18 protein-coding genes are annotated in these 16,347 nt (G+C 64.1%); 1 reads left to right on the top strand and 17 read right to left on the bottom strand.

What is annotated here, in order from left to right; all coding sequences use genetic code 11:
- Positions 1-57: 57 nt before the first annotated feature.
- From AC3ANQ_RS15360 to AC3ANQ_RS15375, 4 genes are all read right to left on the bottom strand, one after another.
- Positions 58-1,305 (bottom strand): aggregation-promoting factor C-terminal-like domain-containing protein, encoded by a 1,248-nt coding sequence (locus AC3ANQ_RS15360; RefSeq protein WP_488301837.1) that lies wholly within the window; start codon positions 1,303-1,305, stop codon positions 58-60.
- A gap of 129 nt (positions 1,306-1,434) precedes the next feature.
- Entirely contained in the window at positions 1,435-1,995 is a 561-nt protein-coding gene (locus tag AC3ANQ_RS15365; protein ID WP_488301838.1) for a regulatory protein RecX, read from the bottom strand.
- A gap of 154 nt (positions 1,996-2,149) precedes the next feature.
- A complete protein-coding gene (gene recA, locus AC3ANQ_RS15370; protein WP_234753124.1) occupies positions 2,150-3,199 on the bottom strand; it encodes a recombinase RecA in 1,050 nt (349 codons plus the stop codon).
- Between the two features lie 240 nt (positions 3,200-3,439).
- A complete protein-coding gene (locus AC3ANQ_RS15375; protein ID WP_234753123.1) occupies positions 3,440-3,679 on the bottom strand; it encodes a DUF3046 domain-containing protein in 240 nt (79 codons plus the stop codon).
- A 41-nt stretch (positions 3,680-3,720) separates the two neighbouring features.
- Here AC3ANQ_RS15375 and AC3ANQ_RS15380 point away from each other — a divergent pair, with 41 nt between their 5' ends.
- Positions 3,721-4,218: a MarR family winged helix-turn-helix transcriptional regulator gene (locus AC3ANQ_RS15380; RefSeq protein WP_184735788.1), complete on the top strand. Its 498-nt coding sequence runs from the start codon at positions 3,721-3,723 to the stop codon at positions 4,216-4,218.
- A gap of 160 nt (positions 4,219-4,378) precedes the next feature.
- On the opposite strand, the gene AC3ANQ_RS15385 is transcribed toward AC3ANQ_RS15380, so the two are convergent.
- The 13 genes from AC3ANQ_RS15385 to AC3ANQ_RS15445 form a co-directional block, all read right to left on the bottom strand.
- Positions 4,379-4,831, bottom strand: coding sequence for a helix-turn-helix domain-containing protein (locus AC3ANQ_RS15385; protein WP_265978371.1), 453 nt, complete (start codon positions 4,829-4,831; stop codon positions 4,379-4,381).
- Between the two features lie 131 nt (positions 4,832-4,962).
- Entirely contained in the window at positions 4,963-5,466 is a 504-nt protein-coding gene (locus AC3ANQ_RS15390; RefSeq protein ID WP_488301839.1) for a CinA family protein, read from the bottom strand.
- The gene (gene pgsA, locus AC3ANQ_RS15395) at positions 5,463-6,068 is read right to left on the bottom strand and encodes a CDP-diacylglycerol--glycerol-3-phosphate 3-phosphatidyltransferase (protein WP_488301840.1); all 606 of its coding nucleotides are present in this window, start codon (positions 6,066-6,068) and stop codon (positions 5,463-5,465) included. Before pgsA ends, AC3ANQ_RS15390 begins: the two co-directional genes overlap by 4 nt.
- Positions 6,069-6,077: 9 nt before the next feature.
- Positions 6,078-8,924 (bottom strand): FtsK/SpoIIIE family DNA translocase, encoded by a 2,847-nt coding sequence (locus AC3ANQ_RS15400; protein ID WP_488301841.1) that lies wholly within the window; start codon positions 8,922-8,924, stop codon positions 6,078-6,080.
- Between the two features lie 210 nt (positions 8,925-9,134).
- Positions 9,135-10,826, bottom strand: coding sequence for a ribonuclease J (locus AC3ANQ_RS15405; protein ID WP_488301842.1), 1,692 nt, complete (start codon positions 10,824-10,826; stop codon positions 9,135-9,137).
- 27 nt (positions 10,827-10,853) lie between these two features.
- Positions 10,854-11,765 (bottom strand): 4-hydroxy-tetrahydrodipicolinate synthase, encoded by a 912-nt coding sequence (gene dapA, locus AC3ANQ_RS15410; protein ID WP_488301843.1) that lies wholly within the window; start codon positions 11,763-11,765, stop codon positions 10,854-10,856.
- A gap of 86 nt (positions 11,766-11,851) precedes the next feature.
- Positions 11,852-12,250: a hypothetical protein gene (locus AC3ANQ_RS15415; RefSeq protein ID WP_488301844.1), complete on the bottom strand. Its 399-nt coding sequence runs from the start codon at positions 12,248-12,250 to the stop codon at positions 11,852-11,854.
- A gap of 61 nt (positions 12,251-12,311) precedes the next feature.
- On the bottom strand, positions 12,312-12,800 hold the full coding sequence (locus AC3ANQ_RS15420) for a hypothetical protein (protein ID WP_488301845.1): 489 nt from the start codon (positions 12,798-12,800) through the stop codon (positions 12,312-12,314).
- 4 nt (positions 12,801-12,804) lie between these two features.
- Positions 12,805-13,563: a 4-hydroxy-tetrahydrodipicolinate reductase gene (gene dapB / locus AC3ANQ_RS15425; protein ID WP_488301846.1), complete on the bottom strand. Its 759-nt coding sequence runs from the start codon at positions 13,561-13,563 to the stop codon at positions 12,805-12,807.
- A 78-nt stretch (positions 13,564-13,641) separates the two neighbouring features.
- Complete coding sequence (locus tag AC3ANQ_RS15430) at positions 13,642-14,097, bottom strand: molybdenum cofactor biosynthesis protein MoaE (RefSeq protein WP_488301847.1); 456 nt, start codon at positions 14,095-14,097, stop codon at positions 13,642-13,644.
- Entirely contained in the window at positions 14,087-14,587 is a 501-nt protein-coding gene (locus AC3ANQ_RS15435) for a MogA/MoaB family molybdenum cofactor biosynthesis protein (protein WP_488301848.1), read from the bottom strand. Before AC3ANQ_RS15435 ends, AC3ANQ_RS15430 begins: the two co-directional genes overlap by 11 nt.
- Positions 14,584-15,129 (bottom strand): cyclic pyranopterin monophosphate synthase MoaC, encoded by a 546-nt coding sequence (gene moaC / locus AC3ANQ_RS15440; RefSeq protein ID WP_488301849.1) that lies wholly within the window; start codon positions 15,127-15,129, stop codon positions 14,584-14,586. The genes AC3ANQ_RS15435 and moaC overlap by 4 nt, the downstream gene beginning before the upstream one ends.
- A complete protein-coding gene (locus tag AC3ANQ_RS15445; protein WP_488301850.1) occupies positions 15,117-16,337 on the bottom strand; it encodes a molybdopterin molybdotransferase MoeA in 1,221 nt (406 codons plus the stop codon). Before AC3ANQ_RS15445 ends, moaC begins: the two co-directional genes overlap by 13 nt.
- Between the last annotated feature and the right edge of the window lie 10 nt (positions 16,338-16,347).

The raw sequence follows: 16,347 nt of genomic DNA on the forward strand, positions 1-16,347 counted from the left end.
GAGGCTGGTGCTGGTGCTACGGAAGGGGAACTCACCAATCTAGGGTAGCCCCTCGGACTAGTACCAGTTGAAGCCCATCTCGTGCTGCCACGCGTTACAGGGAGAACCGTAGCGGTCGCGGATGTAGCCAAGTCCCCAATCGATCTGGGTCCGGTAGTTGCTGAGCCAGTCGCTGCCCGCGGAATAGTACTTGTCCGGCGGCAGCGCCTGCGCAACGCCGTAGGCACCACTGCTTGGATTAGTGGCATCTGTCATCCAGCTTGATTCCTGGGTCCATAGCTGGGAAAGGCACTGCATTTGTTCCTGGCTCCAGCCATAGGCGCCGAGCCGCGAGGAAGCATACTGACGAGCCCCTGCCGGATCATTGACGACGCTTCCCCCGCCACCGCCCCGGGACCCGGAACCGGTCCCGCCGCCAACTCCGCCGAGTCCGCTGCTGATGGGCGGCAGGGCCGGCTGAGCCTGCTGGGCTTGCCTGTTGGCTTCCGCTGCGGCGGCTTCCGCTTGACGCTGTGCTGCCTGCCTCTTGGCCTCCTGCGCTGCCTGATAGGCGGCCAGCGCCACTTGGCCATCTTGGTACTTTTGCGCAACGGCCGCGGAAGTGGAGGTCAAGGACGCGAGCTGGGCAACGAGGGTCGTACGCTGGCCCTCCGTGGCGGCGACACTGTCTTCGGCAGCGCGCCTGGCAGACTCGGCGGCCTGCGCCTTTGCCGCGGCGTCGCTGTCCAACTGTGCCAGGACGTCCCGGGCAGCTCGCTCCTGGGCCGTTGCGGCCGCAGATGCTTGGGCCGCGCTGAGGGCATCTGCGTGGAGTTTCGCCGTACGATCCAAAACCCGGTTGAGCAGAGCGTAACTCTGGAGGTTGTCAGGTTCGACGGCGGCATTCGCGAGGGACCACGGGCCGGGATCAAAGCCGCCAGACTCGTATGCCTTCACCACAAGGGATGAGGTGGCCTTCTTCAAGGAATCCGATTTGGCCCTGGCCTGCTGAGACGCCTCAACCAGCTTCTGGGTCACTTCCTGCTGATGCACCAGAGCCTCATGGGCCTTGGCGTACTCGGTTCCCGCTTTGATGGCGGCTGCACCAAGTTCCCCGGACTTCTGCTGCAGGCCCACCAGCAATTGGTTGATGCGCGCCACTTCGGCACTCGCGGCCGCCTCATTTCCCTGGGCTTGTTGTACCTCCGCCCAACTGGGATAGCCCGAGGGCGGAGCGTCGTCGGCCGAGGCTGGGACTGCTTGGAGCAATGACGACACAAGCAAAGGCACAACGACTGCCGAAAGCCGCCACGGCAACGGTTTCATTGGATCTGACCTGCCTCCGAATCGGAACACTAGTCCAGAACCTTAGCCGACGGTCACCAAAGCTGATACCCAACGTCACCGCCGGGCAGGATACTCACAGGTAGCTCTCAGTGTGCCCGGGCTCCCCGTCTAAGTGATCTGGTCCGTCTCCGGGCCGCTGGTTTCCCAGCCATTACCGAGCTCCGATTCGCCGGTCAAGGCTTCGTCCAGGACCTCGCCAACGATCCGGAAAGCCGCTGATGGTTGGTAGCCTTTTCGGGCGAGCATCGCGGCAAGGCGACGGGTCTGTTTATCGCGTTCGGCCCTGTCCGAGAGGTCGACGCCGGCCCTCAGCCGGCGCGCGACCAGATCCTTGGCCGCGTTCCGCTCGTCGTCATCGCTCAGTTGCGCCAAGGCAACCTCAGCCGTCTCAGCGTCGATTCCTTTGTCCGCCAACTCACGCCGCAAGGCACCCCGGGCAAGCTTCCTGGACTGGGCACGGCTGCGAACCCACATCTCAGCGAAGTCAGCGTCATCGATGAGCCGGACTTCCTCGAAACGGTCCAATACGGCTTCGGACACATCTTCCGGCACATTCCGCTCAGCCAGCTTGCGCGCAAGCTGGAGCCTGCTCTTGGGCGAGTTGGTCAGTTGGCGGAGCACAATGGCCCTGGCCACCGCTTCCGGATTTGCATCAGGGTCCGCCGCCACGGACGAATCCGCGGACGGACCCCACGACCGTGCGGCACCTGAGGATTGCGTGGAGCCTGGGGATCCCACGGAGCCTGAGGACCGTCTGGACCCTGACGACTCTGACGGCTCTGACGACCTTGCGGAGCCCGTGGACCGTGAATGCCCTTGGCGCTTAGCCGTCAACGGCCTTCAGCTTCGGAGATTTCTCGGCTTCGGCAGGCTTGACTACTCCGACACCAAGCTTTTCCTTGATGAGCCGCTCGAGGTCCGCGGCCAGCTCCGGGTTATCCCGCAGGAAGCGGCGGGAGTTCTCCATACCCTGCCCCAGCTGGTCACCGTCATAGGTGAACCATGAACCGGATTTCTTGATGATGCCGTGCTCGACGCCCATATCGATGATGCCGCCCTCACGGGAAATGCCCTGGCCATAAATGATGTCGAACTCAGCGATCTTGAATGGCGGAGCCATCTTGTTTTTGACGATCTTGGCCTTGGTGCGGTTACCTACCGAATCCGCACCTTCCTTGAGCGTCTGGATGCGGCGGACGTCGATGCGGATGGAGGCATAGAACTTCAGGGCCTTACCACCTGTAGTGGTCTCCGGGGAGCCGAAGAATACGCCGATCTTCTCACGGAGCTGGTTGATGAAAATGGCGGTCGTCTTGGTCTGGCTCAGCCGGCCGGTGATCTTACGGAGGGCCTGGCTCATAAGACGGGCTTGAAGGCCGACGTGGGAGTCGCCCATTTCGCCTTCGATTTCCGCGCGGGGAACCAATGCGGCGACGGAGTCGATCACGATGACGTCCAAGGAGCCGGAGCCGATCAGCATGTCCATGATCTCGAGCGCCTGCTCACCGGTATCCGGCTGCGAAACCAAGAGCGCGTCGGTGTCGACGCCCAGTTTCGCCGCGTATTCCGGATCGAGGGCGTGCTCGGCGTCGATGAAGGCTGCGATGCCTCCCTGACGCTGCGCGTTGGCCACAGCGTGGAGCGCGACGGTGGTCTTACCCGAGGATTCCGGGCCGTAAATTTCAACGACACGGCCACGAGGCAGGCCACCAATGCCAAGAGCGACATCCAGGGCGATGGAGCCGGTCGGAATGACCTCGATGGGCGCCCGGACTTCGTCACCCAGGCGCATGACCGAGCCCTTGCCGAATTGCTTGTCAATCTGGGCAAGCGCTGCCTCGAGCGCCTTCTCGCGATCCTGATTTGCCGCCATGGTTCACACCTCTGATGCTTTCTCGCTGTGGACTGGCCTGAACGGCCGCTTTCCTGTCTCATCCGACGCTAGTACGAGCCGCTGACAATTTTGCGTGCGACTTCGTCTATGTGGAAAACCACAGGATTCGAATGATGCGAAAACCGGTCCGCTAGGGTCAATTTTCCTCTGAAAGGAGCATAGCCTCATCCGAACAGATATTCGAACAAATTTGTTGGCGTGTCCCCCCGGAACTGGAAGTCAGAACGTCCCTGAGCCCTTGTCGGCCGGCTTGACGTCCCTGCCGAGCCGTCGCTCCGGCGGAACGTCCTGGACGTCGCACAAGGCAAGCCAGACGTCGCGGGGGCTGTAGCCGGCAGCCAAGGCGTCGTTTGCCGTACGGCCGCCGACGCCGGCCAATACAAGGGAGCTGCTGAGGACCCGGGAGTAGCCAGCCCCGAATTCATCGTCCATCAGCCGCCAGAAGTCACTGATCCGCACCAATAGAGTCTCTCACGGGACCGGACTCTAGAATGGTTGTCATGAGCAACACTCCCGATGACGCACCGGAAATGGTGGAGGCAGGCGACAATGTCGACGCCGCCCTCCAGCAGGTGGAACACCAGCTGAGCATGTTCTGGCGACGCGCACGATCGCTGTCCCATCAGTTATCTCGGCAGGTCCATCCCGACATGGAACCAGCTGCTTACGGACTGCTGTCGATCATCCGGAAAGAGGGCCCGATTCGCCTGACGGAGCTCGCCTCGTGCATCGGCGTCGGGAAACCGTCGGTGAGCCGCCAGATCGCGTTCCTCGAGAGCATCGGCATGGTCTACAAAGAGGCCGATCCCCAGGATGGCCGTGCACAGTCGATCCGGCTCACCCCTAAGGGCGAAGAAAAGATGCACCAGGTCCAGGACGCACGCCGGCAGGTATTCCGGGAACGGCTGGGTGAGTGGCCGCTGGAGGAAATCCAGACGCTGGCAGACTACATTGAGCGGCTCAACGCAGCTTACGGCGAGGGAATCGGCAAGGACTGACCCAGAGCCACACAGGCCCAAGAAGGAGGACCTCCAACTGGAGGCCCTCCTTCTTTACTTCAAGTATTCGGCTATGTCTCCCCGCACGGGATCCCGGGCGACCGGGCATGAACGTGCTGGATCGCGCTCCGGTAACGGCTTACCGGAGCGCAGGGTCCGTCTAGCGGGCTCCGGAGAGCATGCCCTGGGTGAAGTCACCGTTCAATTCGGCGCTGAGCTCACGGTCGAGATCGCGGCCATAACGCTGGGCGAATTCCTGCGGGACGGTGTCCGGAACAGCGACGCCTTCGGCGACGGCAACCCGGTCACTGACTTCGCGGAGCATGCCGGACAACGGAACGTCCAAGGCCGAGCAGATTGAGGACAGCAACTCTGAGGATGCTTCCTTCTGACCACGCTCAACTTCGCTCAGGTAGCCAAGGGAAACGCGGGCGCTGTGCGAGACTTCGCGGAGCGTACGGCCCTGACGCTGGCGGACATCGCGCAGAACATCACCGATTTCGTGACGCAGTACAACCATTTTGCGCTCCTTCTGTTCGCTCGGTGCCTTCTCGGCCAAGCCCACATCCTTCCAGCGGACAACGCCGTTTACGGATACGGGCTGCTTAACCATCTGTATCGCCTTGCTCCCTCGTGAGTCCGGTTCACCGCTCAGGTGCACCGGTTGTTTCTACATCCTAGGCGCCTCGGCCATTCCGAGGCGACACAATGTAACAACTATTGAGCCTCGGTTTTTGTTCCCGGCTACTTTACGCGTGGTAGGTCGGTGCGGACAAGGCACTCCAGCAAGCGCTCCAGCGCGGCCACATTTGCCTGCGCGCGGATGGCTGGGCGATCCCCGTGGAAGGAGTAGGCGTGCGCCGTAGTTCCGCTCGACGTCGCGACGCCGATGAAGACGGTTCCCACCGGTTTTCCGTCGTGCGGCAAGGGCCCGGCAACCCCCGTTGTGGACACTCCGACGTCGGCTCCGCATGCGCGCCTGACGCCGTCGGCCATGGCCACCGCCACCGCGGCGTCGACGGATCCGACCGCGGAGAGCAGCTCCGCCGGGACCCCCAGAACCGCCGCCTTCACTGAATTCTGATACGCGACCACGCCGCCCTGGAGCATGCCTGAGGCGCCCGGTGTATCAGCGAGGGTCGCAGCAACCAGGCCGGCGGTCAGCGATTCCGCGGTAGCCACCGTAAGGCCCCGCTCGATGGCGAGGGTGACGGCGGTCGCCGCCACCTCGTCAGCGGTCCGGCTCATGCAGCCCGCCTACCTGCGGCGCGGAGCTTGACGGCCTCGATGACGTACTCGACGCCGGTCCACACCGTGATGGCGAGGGCGACGAGCATGACCCAGAAGGCAAGGCTCCCGAGCCATGGCGCAAAGGAATACAACGGCAGGATGTAAAGGAAGATCGCCACGGTCTGGATGACGGTCTTAAGCTTGCCGCCACGCGAAGCTGGCATGACACCGTAGCGGATGACAAAGAAGCGCAGGGCGGTGATCCCCCATTCGCGCACGAGGATGAGGATGGTAATCCACCAAGGCAGCTCCCCCAGGGCTGACAGAAGAACCAGTGCGGATCCAATGAGCAGCTTGTCCGCAATGGGGTCGGCTATCTTACCGAAGTTGGTGACGAGGTTGCGGCTCCGGGCGATGTCGCCGTCGAGCTTGTCCGTGTAGATGGCCACAGCGAAGGCGACCACGGCGGCCCAGCGCCAGATGCCGTGCTGGCTGTTGTCCGCGAGGAGAAACCAAACGAAGAACGGGACCAGGACAATTCGAAGCATCGTCAGGATGTTTGGCAGGTTCCAGATGTCCGATCCGTTGGAACCGGCTTTGCTGCCCTCGGATGTAGTCACTCCCCTAGGCTACCGCCCGGTCAGCGACCAGGCGTCCTCGCCGCCGCCGTCCTCGTCATCGGAACTGTCTGCCCCGTCGTGGTATTCCGTCACCTGCTTGCGGCGTTCGAGATCGGCGGCGACCAGGTCTTCGGCATAGCCTCCGACGGCGATGTTCGCGTTCGCGTTGTCGCTGAGGGCAGCGGTGTGCGCATCGGGCGTAGCTGGCGCCTCCTGGCCCTTCATGGCTGCCAGCACGGGAGCGAGGTCGTCCGGCTTGACCAGGACATCGCGGGCTTTGGAGCCTTCCGACGGCCCCACGACCCCGCGCGATTCCAGCAGGTCCATGAGGCGGCCAGCCTTCGCGAAGCCGACGCGGAGCTTGCGCTGCAGCATCGACGTGGAGCCGAACTGCGTGGTGACCACGAGTTCCGTAGCCTGCAGCAGGACTTCGAGATCGTCTCCGATGTCGTCGTCGATCTGCTTCTTCTGCGCCTCGGGCGCGACGTCGTCCCGGTAGACGGCCTTGAGCTGGCCCTTGACGTGCTCCACCACCCGGTGGATTTCGGATTCGGTGACCCACGCGCCCTGCACACGCATCGCCTTGGAGGCGCCCATGGGGAGGAAGAGCGCGTCACCTTGGCCAATGAGCTTCTCCGCGCCGGGCTGGTCCAGGACCACGCGGGAGTCGGTGACAGAGGACGTGGCAAAGGCCATGCGGGAAGGAACGTTGGCCTTGATCAGGCCCGTCACAACGTCCACCGAAGGACGCTGGGTCGCCAGAACCAAGTGGATACCGGCGGCGCGGGCAAGCTGGGTAATTCGGACGATGCAGTCTTCGACGTCCCGCGGGGCCACCATCATGAGGTCGGCGAGTTCGTCCACGATCACCAGCAGGTAGGGGTACGGCTTGATGACGCGCTTGGAATCAACCGGCGGAACCACCTTCCCGGCGCGGACGGCCTTGTTGAAGTCATCGATGTGCTTGAAACCATAGTTGGCAAGATCGTCATAGCGGGCGTCCATTTCGCGGACCACCCATTGCAGCGCCTCAGCAGCTTTCTTGGGGTTGGTGATGATCGGAGTGATCAAGTGTGGAACGCCCTCGTAGGCGGTGAGTTCCACGCGTTTGGGGTCCACCATGACCATGCGGACCTCGTCCGGCGTGGCCCGCATGAGGATGGACGTAATCATCGAGTTCACGAAGGACGACTTACCGGCACCTGTGGCACCTGCCACGAGCAAGTGAGGCATCTTGGCGAGGTTTGCGACGACGTAACCGCCCTCGACGTCCTTGCCGACGCCCATCACCATGGGATGGTCTGTGCGCCTCGCGTTTTGGCTACGCAGGACATCGCCGAGGGACACGGTCTCGCGGTCCGTATTGGGGATCTCGATGCCGATTGCTGACTTGCCGGGGATCGGGCTGAGGATACGGACATCGCTTGACGCCACCGCGTAGGAAATGTTCTTGGACAGGGCCGTCACGCGCTCCACCTTGGTGCCCGGCGCAAGTTCAATCTCGTAGCGGGTCACGGTAGGGCCACGGCTGAAGCCGGTGACCGTGGCGTCCACGTTGAACTGCTGCATGGTGTCCGTCAAGGCAGCCACCACGGCGTCGTTCGCTTCCGTGCGTTCCTTCGGGATAGAACCAGGAGTCAGGTTGTCCGACGACGGCAGCGTGTAGGTCACGTCGCCGGCGAGCGAAAGTTGTTCGGTGCGCTGCGGGATTGGCGTCGGGGGCGGCGGCGGACTGACAGGCGCCGAAGGCACAATGACGGGGGGCAAGGCCGGCGCGACCACGGGGATCGCTTCTGTGGCGTTTTCCGCATCTGCCTTCGGGCAGCTTCCAAGTCCCTGCGCGGCCTTGATCTTCTCGACGGCGATTTCGGCCTGGGTGGGGCGGCGCACCCCGGGCGGCACGGAAGGCGCGCCCTTCGCTGGAGGGGCGTCGTCGTCGACTATTGCGTGCTCGAACGCCTCATCGCCGACATAGCCTTCAAGCCCGGTGTCGTCGTGGTCCCTGCCGAAGAAGCGCTTGCGGCGTTTCTTCTTCGGCTCCACGGCCGCCACGTTTTCGTGGAGGTAACTGCGATCGTGCGAATCGCCGTGTCCGGCGTCGGCATCCACCAGGTCGACGCCCATCAGGTGCTCGTACGCGCCGCGGATACGTCGGGGAATGGCGCCGAAAGGCGTGGCCGTGACAATGAGGAGGGAGACGAACGCCAAGGCGCCGTAGACGATGACCGGTACTGCGGGATGGATGGCGGCAAGCGGCGACGCCGCGAGGAAGCCGAGCATTCCCCCGGCTCGCCGGAGACCGTCGAAGCCATCAGCGACGGTCGGCTGGCCCCCGATGATGTGGGCCAAACCCGTCCCGGCGAAGGTCATGATCAGGAAGCCTATGCCCACGCGGTTGTTGCCGCGGCTGTCCCACGGCTGCCGGAAGAGGCGGAATGCGCAGACGAAAAGCATGAGCGGCAGAATCAGGGACACCCAGCCGAAGGTCCCGTTCACGATGCCATAGACGACGTCCGGGAACCAGCCTTTGAAGCCCCACCAGGCGAAGGTCGCGATGAAGACACCGAGCGCCAGGTTGAAAAGCGCGGCGCCGTCCCGGCGGTCCGAAGGATCAAGGTCGCTGACGTCGTGGCCGATCCGGCGAATGCCTGCACCCACCACGTGCCCGATTCCCAGCCATGCTCCAGCAAACGCACGCAGGATCCAGGGTTGCTGGGGTTCGACGACGGCAGCCTGCTTGCCGCGGGCCGTCGCTGTGCCGCTCCTGCCGGACTTGGCCGGGGCCCGGCCGCTGCCCGAGCCGCCGGATTTGTTATTGGAGCTGCCTCTAGGCGCGGAGGTAGTACGAGTCGCCATGTCCGCCACGCTACCCCAGTCCGTGCGGAATCCCGCGGATTTCAGGGGCGCGGAGGAACCATGTTGCCCCTGTTGAACAATCAGCGGGCTCGGTGTCACCCCGATCTGGCCCGAACACACGAACGGCCCGGTTCGTAAGAACCGGGCCGTTCGGAGACTGGCTCCGGGGGTCCGTGCTGGGCATGCCTCTAGAAGCTATGCCTCGAGAAGCTAGGCCTCCAATACCAACGGGATGATCATGGGCCGCCGGCGAAGCTTGCGGTTGACCCACGTGCCGATCACGCGACGGACCACTTGCTGCAGCTGATGGTTGGTGTGGTCCGCGTGGTGGAGCACTGCGTCTTCAAGGGCCGCGTTGATCTTGGGGATGATCTCATCGAACACCGAATCGTCCTCGGCCACGCCGCGGGCGTGGATCTCCGGGCCTGAGACAATCTTGCCGGTTGTGCGGTTGATCACGGTGATGACGGAGATGAAGCCCTCGTCGCCGAGGATCCTCCGGTCCTTGAGGTCGGCGTCGGTGATTTCACCCACGCTGGAGCCGTCAACGTACACGAAGCCCACTTCAACTTGGCCCACCACGTTGGCCTTGTGGTCTCTGAGGTCGATGACCGTGCCGTTATCGCTGAGGATCACGCGGTCCGAGGGGACGCCGGAGTCCTCCGCCAGGTTGCCGTTGGCGATGAGGTGGCGGGTTTCGCCGTGCACGGGCATGGCGTTCAGCGGTTTGAGGATGTTGTAGCAGTAGAGCAGTTCGCCCGCGGCTGCGTGGCCGGAAACGTGCACCTTGGCGTTGCCCTTGTGGACGACGTCGGCGCCGAGTTTGAGCAGCCCGTTGATGATCCGGTAGACGGCATTCTCGTTGCCCGGGATGAGGCTTGAGGCCAGAATGACTGTGTCGCCCTGTCCGACCACTACACGGTGGTCGCCATTGGCCATGCGGGACAGCGCTGCCATGGGCTCGCCCTGGGAGCCCGTGGACATCAGGACTACGCGGTGGTCGGCCAATTTTTCGATGTTCTTGATGTCCACGAGGATTCCCGGTGGGACGTCAAGGTAGCCCAGCTTTGCCGCGATGGCCATATTGCGCACCATCGACCGGCCCACAAAGGCGACGTTGCGGCCGTGCTTGGCGGCGGCGTCGAGGACCTGCTGGACACGGTGAACGTGTGAGGAGAAGGACGCAACGATGATGCGCTTTTTGGCCTGGCCGAACAGACGGTCCAGCGTGGGACCGATTTCCTTCTCGGCCGTGGTGAAGCCTGGGACATCCGCGTTGGTGGAGTCGGCCATGAACAGGTCCACTCCTTCTTCGCCGAGGCGGGCGAAGTGGCGCAGGTCCGTGATGCGGCCATCCAGGGGCAGCTGGTCCATCTTGAAGTCGCCTGTGTGCAGCACATTGCCGCCTGCGGTTCGGATGAAGACAGCCAAGGCGTCCGGAATCGAGTGGTTGACTGCAACGAATTCACATTCGAACGGCCCGAACTGCTCCACTTGCCCTTCGGCAACCGTGAGCGTGTACGGCTTGATCCGGTGTTCCTGGAGCTTGGCCTCAATGAGGGCAAGCGTCAGCTGGGAACCGACCAAGGGCAAGTCCGGGCGCAGGCGCAGAAGGTACGGCACAGCGCCGATGTGGTCTTCGTGGCCGTGCGTCAGGACGATGGCAACGACGTCGTCGAGCCTGTCCTCGATGTACGAGAAATCGGGCAGGATGAGGTCAACACCTGGCTGTGTCTCTTCAGGGAAGAGCACGCCGCAGTCGACAACCAGCAACTTGCCGTTGATTTCGAAAACGGCCATGTTGCGGCCAATCTCCCCGAGCCCCCCAAGGGGCACAATCCGGAGTGTTCCCTGCGGAAGTTTGGGCGGGGTGGCAAGTCCGGGAAGGGCGGTTTGGGTCATAGTGGGCTACTTTCCGGCGGAATCCTTCTAGACAGTGAAGTCCATTCCAGCTTCCGCCAAGTCCTCGCGGATGGTTGCGATCTCGGCGGCGTCCGGCTCCACGAGGGGCAAACGGACAACCGAGTTGGGCAGGACTCCCTGCCATTTAAGAATTTGTTTGGCGGCGACAGCGCCTTGGACCCGGGTCATGGTTGCACGGACCACAGGCTCCAGTTCGAAATTGATCTTGCGCGCCGTGCCGAGGTCGTTCGCATTGATGGCGTCGACCAGCTCGCGGAATCGGCGGGTGACGACGTGCGTCGTGACGCCTACCAGGCCGACTGCGCCCAGGGCCATCCACTGGAGAGTCAGGCCATCGTCCCCCGAGTAGAAAAGGAGGTCGGTTTCGGCCATGACGCGCGTTGCGGCGGCGAAATCGGCTTTGGCATCCTTGACCGCAACGATGTTGGGGTGGGCGGCAAGACCGATCATGGTCTCTGGTGCGATCTGAATGGAAGAACGCCCGGGAATGTCGTACAACATGACGGGCAGCTCGGTGGCCGACGCAATGGTCTCGAAGTGGGCCCGGACGCCGGCCTGGCTCGGCTTGTTGTAGTACGGCGTGACGATCAGGAGGCCGTCGACGCCGAGTTTCGCGGCTTCCTGGGAGAGGTGCACAGAGTGTGCGGTGTCATTGGTCCCGGTTCCCGCGATGATTGCGGCGCGACCGCCGACGGCTTCCTTCACGGCGCGGAACATGCCGAGGTTTTCAGCATCCGTGAGCGTTGACGTCTCTCCGGTTGTTCCCGTGACAACGAGGCCATCGCAGCCGTCGTCGACCAGCTTGACTGCCAGTTCCGCTGCCTGCTTGTAATCGACTTCGCCGCCCTTGGTGAACGGGGTGACCATGGCGGTCAGAAGGGTACCGAGAGCAGGAACGTTCGCACGAGAGTCAGACATATGAAAAACGTTACCCTGTCAGCTGCAGGATAGGAGAATGGCGGCGTCGTGATTGTCGTCAAATTCAGCGAAATGGGAGCTAGGCCTCAAGCCGAAGCGTCGCGATGGCGATTGCCGAACGTCGCTGGGCTTTCCGGATTCTTCCCCTCGGGCTTCGCAGCCGTCTCCGGCGAGCAATACCGGGCAACCGCCGATTCCCGCATGCGGTCCGCCCACGCACAAAGCCGCTGGGCGGCACGCACGTAGTCGAACAGTTCAACAGGGGTCAACGATTCGAGGTCAGTCTCCGCAAGCCGCCTGGCAAGCTCGGCTCCCGGTTGCTGATCGCCCAGAACGGTTCCCTCGCGCCGCCACTGCACATCTTCCGGTGGCTCCCCCGCGACGAGTTGCCGGAAGAGGAAATCGACGACGCCCGGGCTCATCGCCTTCATAGGCCCGTCCAGGCCTTGGGGGTACGCGTTCGGCCGCTTCGAAGGATCGTTCATGCAGCCATGGTATTCGAACATATATTCGAATACAAGATTCTTCCGTCCGGACCGACCGCGGCTACTGCTCCGCCGCGGCGGGCTGGGCGCGGAAGAGGCGTACGGCGTCGCGCATCGATTCCCTGGCACGCTTGCGGTCGCCGGCGGCATCGTAGGCGCAGCTAAGCCGGAACCAGGAGCGCCAGTCCTCGGGCGCGGCCTCGGCCTCCACGCGGTACTTCTCGAACTCGGCGTCCGCAGCGGCGCGGACGATGCGCCCACCGGGCGTACGCGGCAGGTTGTCCACCGGCAGGCCGCCCTCGGCTTCGAGCACCTTGGCCATTTTCTCGGTGCGGGCGCCAAAGAGCAGTTCGCGGACCATCGCCCAGGCTCCGATGATGGGGAGCACCAGGTAGGCCGCGCCGATTCCCTTGGCTACCAGGTTCTGGTCGCTGAGCAGCAGGATCGAACGCTGGAAGGTGACCACCAGGTAGAGAACCAGCAGCAGCGTGACAGCACCCACCCAGATCTTGGTGCGGTTCTTCCTGAATGCGTTCCAGAGCGATCCCATGCGCCTACAGCCCCAAGTCCAGGTAGCCGTCCAGGCCGACTGTCAGCCCGGGGTGGGCCGCAACGTTGCGCAGTCCCAGCAGCACGCCGGGCATGAAGGAAGCCCTGTCGAAGGAATCGTGGCGGATGGTCAGTTGCTCCCCCGGACCACCGAGCAGCACTTCCTGATGCGCCACGAGCCCGCGCAGGCGGACGCTGTGGACGCGGACACCGTCCACGTCGCAACCGCGCGCACCGTCGAGGGCAGTGGCCGTAGCGTCTGGGCTGACCGGGACGCCGGCTTCTTCGCGGGTGGCCGCAATGAGCTGGGCCGTACGGACGGCCGTGCCCGAAGGCGCGTCCACCTTGTTCGGGTGGTGAAGCTCGACGATCTCGACCGATTCAAAATATTTGGAGGCTTTGGCCGCGAACGCGGAGGCGAGGACGGAACCGAGGGCGAAGTTCGGTGCGATCAGGACCCCTGAGCCGGGGTTCGCGGCAAGCAACTCCCGCAAGGCGGCAAGCCGTGCGGCGTCCCAGCCGGTGGTGCCGACAACAGCGTGCATACCGTGCTCCACGGCGAAACGGACGTTAGCTTCGGTGCTGTCCGGAACGGTGAGGTCCACAACATACTTGGCACCGGCGTCGAGCAGTGCATCAAGGGAATCGCCGCGTCCGAGTGCCGCGACAAGCTTCATGTCTGCGGCTGCCTCCACCGCCTTGACGGCTTCGATACCCATGCGCCCGTGGGCGCCCAGCACGGCAACAGCAAGTTGTTCGGTCATGCCCTTAACCCTACCGGGCGGAGCGCGCCGGAATTTTCGATGGTGGCTGCCCCATCGCGGGGTCGCCGGGAAGCGCAGCTACTCCCCTGCCCCGACCCACTCGACCGTGCCGTCGCTGAAGAACTGTTCCTTCCAGATGGGCACCTGCGCCTTGATCCTGTCCACAAGCTCCGAGCACACAGCGAAGGCTTGTCCGCGGTGTGCAGCGGCAACCGCGCAAACGAGCGCAGGTTCGCCAACCTCAAGCATGCCGATCCGGTGGGCCGCCCAAATGCGGACAGGTTGGGCAGCCTCTCCCGAGTGCTCCGCCACGAGCTGCGCCACGACGTCGGCCATGACCTGATGGGCAGTGGGATGGGCGCTGTAGCTGAGCCTGTCCACGGGCTTGCCGCCGTCGTGGTTGCGGACCACGCCGCTGAAGCTCACCACCGCTCCCGCCGTGTCGGATTCCACGGCTGCGATGGCTTGATCCACGGAAATCGCTTCAGCGCTGAGGATCGCGCTGACTACTTCGAAGTCGGTTTCAGTGGTCATGGTTTCCCTCCAACTGATCGCACAGGTGGGCGATGACGGGATCAAGGACGGCAAGCCCGTCCATCACGCCCTTCGGCGAACCCGGCAGATTCACGATGAACGTCTTGCCTGCAGTGCCCGCATGCCCCCGGCTCAACATGGCCATAGGCGTTTTGGCCGCTCCGGCGCGGCGGATGCCCTCCATGAGCCCTGGTATTTCGCGATCCAGCAAAGGCAGGGTGACTTCGGGAGTGCGATCGTCGGGGCTGAGGCCCGTGCCGCCGCTGGTAATCACGACGGCGGGTTCCTGGGTCAGCAGGGCACGGATGGCGGCACCGACCGGCTCACCGTCCGGGACCACCATGACGGGGAAGGTCTCGTAGCCGTGTTCGACCAACCAATCAAGGATCACGGGGCCGCTCTTGTCCTCGTAGATTCCTGCCGCGGCGCGGTTGGACGCGATGACAACGCCGGCCTTCCGCGGGCCGCGCTGGGGTTCGCAGGCGCTCATGCGCGTGACCCCTCACTGGGCGTTCCGGACGAGTTTGGAAGGGCCCAGTCGCCGCTCTTTCCGCCACTCTTGGCGAGCACCTGGATGCCGCTGATCACGGCATGTTTGTCCACGGCCTTGATCATGTCGTAGACGCTGAGCGCGGCCACGGATGCCGCAGTCAATGCTTCCATCTCCACGCCGGTGACGCCCCTGGTCTTGACCGTCGCGAGCACCGCCACTGTGTCCGGACCGAGTTCGAAGTCCACGGTGACCTTGGAAATCGGCAGCGGGTGGCACAGCGGGATGAGTTCGGGGGTCTTCTTGGCCGCCATGATCCCGGCAACGCGCGCCACGGCCAGGGCGTCCCCCTTGGGAAGCTCACCGGCGCCGAGCAGGGCAAGGACCTCGGAGGTGCTGTGGACGGTGGCGGTGGCGGTAGCCTCGCGGGTGGTCACGGCTTTCTCGGAGACATCGACCATTTGGGCCGTTCCGTCCTGGCGCAGATGCGTAAGGCCGCCAACCATGCCGGCGGAGTCTGAAGTGTCATTCACAACATCCATACTTCCACTTCCGCCCCGGCGTCGAGTTCCGTTACGTCCGCCGGAACCTGGACCAGCGCGTTCGAGTTGGCCAGCGCATGGATGAGATGGGAACCGACGCCGCCCTCCAGCCGGACTGTTCCACCCGGAAGCAGGGTTCCGCGGCGCACCTGGTGCTTTCCCGCGGGAGAGGTAAGCGACTCAGTAAGGCGCGCCTGCAGGCTCGGCCGCAGTGCCGGGATTCCCACGACGGCGGCGAGCGCGGGGCGAAGGAACATTTCGAAGGACACAAGGCAGCTCACCGGGTTGCCGGGAAAACCGAGGAGAGGCACGCCGTCGAACGTTCCGATCCCTTGGGGGCCGCCGGGCTGCATGGCCACGGACACGAATTCGACCGATTGGCCATTCATGGCCTGCCTCACCACTTCGTAGGCGCCCTTGCTGACTCCCCCTGTGGTCACGATGAGGTCGATTGCTCCGAGGTGGGCGTGCAGGAGTTCTTTCAGGGCAGCAGGATCGTCACCGCTGATTCCCGTCCGCGTAACCCGGAGACCGGATTGCACCATGGCGGCTTCCAGCAGGGTTCCGTTGGAATCGTAGATCTTGCCCTCCGGCAGGGACGTGCCGGGTTCCACGACTTCATCGCCCGTAGTCACCAGGAGCACGCGCACCGGCGTGCGGACCTCGACGGCGGTCATTCCCAAGGCCGCGAGCAGCCCCAACTGCCCGGGCCCAAGGACAGTTCCGGCCCGCAAGGCAACGGTCCCCTCGGTGATGTCGCTCCCGGCGTCGCGGACGAACGTTCCCAGCTCGGTTGTCGGGAGGCGGACGGTTGCTGCCACCCCGGGCGCGGGGAAGACATCAGGCACAGCCTGTTCGATGGGCACGACGGCGTCGGCACCCTCGGGCATCATGGCGCCGGTCATGATGGGGGCCGCGGTGCCGGGCACTAGCCGCGCCGGGAACGCGCCCGCCGGAACTGGATCCACGACTGTCAGCTCCGCTCCGACGTCGCTCCCTGAGTGAGGTGCGAGGTCCGCCGAGCGAACGGCAAATCCGTCCATCTGGGAGTTGGCGAACGGCGGCAGGCTGAGCGGCGCCAGGACATCATTGGCGAGGACGCGGCCGAGCGCAGCCATCAAGGGCAACTCTTCCGTGCTTCCTTGGCGCGCAAGGCCAGACAGAAGCTCCTTGACAGCTTCGCGGTGGGCTGCGACGGATCTGGCCACGGTGTTCCTC

It is taken from the genome of Arthrobacter sp. DMZ02-1R (assembly GCF_057747935.1).

Coding starts and splice junctions, on each gene's coding strand:
- AC3ANQ_RS15360 (WP_488301837.1), bottom strand. CDS start 1,305: ATGAAACCGTTGCCGTGGCGGCTTTCGGCAGTCGTTGTGCCTTTGCTT.
- recA (WP_234753124.1), bottom strand. CDS start 3,199: ATGGCGGCAAATCAGGATCGCGAGAAGGCGCTCGAGGCAGCGCTTGCC.
- AC3ANQ_RS15380 (WP_184735788.1), top strand. CDS start 3,721: ATGAGCAACACTCCCGATGACGCACCGGAAATGGTGGAGGCAGGCGAC.
- AC3ANQ_RS15385 (WP_265978371.1), bottom strand. CDS start 4,831: ATGGTTAAGCAGCCCGTATCCGTAAACGGCGTTGTCCGCTGGAAGGAT.
- AC3ANQ_RS15390 (WP_488301839.1), bottom strand. CDS start 5,466: ATGAGCCGGACCGCTGACGAGGTGGCGGCGACCGCCGTCACCCTCGCC.
- AC3ANQ_RS15400 (WP_488301841.1), bottom strand. CDS start 8,924: ATGGCGACTCGTACTACCTCCGCGCCTAGAGGCAGCTCCAATAACAAA.
- AC3ANQ_RS15405 (WP_488301842.1), bottom strand. CDS start 10,826: ATGACCCAAACCGCCCTTCCCGGACTTGCCACCCCGCCCAAACTTCCG.
- dapA (WP_488301843.1), bottom strand. CDS start 11,765: ATGTCTGACTCTCGTGCGAACGTTCCTGCTCTCGGTACCCTTCTGACC.
- AC3ANQ_RS15415 (WP_488301844.1), bottom strand. CDS start 12,250: ATGAACGATCCTTCGAAGCGGCCGAACGCGTACCCCCAAGGCCTGGAC.
- AC3ANQ_RS15420 (WP_488301845.1), bottom strand. CDS start 12,800: ATGGGATCGCTCTGGAACGCATTCAGGAAGAACCGCACCAAGATCTGG.
- dapB (WP_488301846.1), bottom strand. CDS start 13,563: ATGACCGAACAACTTGCTGTTGCCGTGCTGGGCGCCCACGGGCGCATG.
- AC3ANQ_RS15430 (WP_488301847.1), bottom strand. CDS start 14,097: ATGACCACTGAAACCGACTTCGAAGTAGTCAGCGCGATCCTCAGCGCT.
- AC3ANQ_RS15435 (WP_488301848.1), bottom strand. CDS start 14,587: ATGAGCGCCTGCGAACCCCAGCGCGGCCCGCGGAAGGCCGGCGTTGTC.
- moaC (WP_488301849.1), bottom strand. CDS start 15,129: ATGGATGTTGTGAATGACACTTCAGACTCCGCCGGCATGGTTGGCGGC.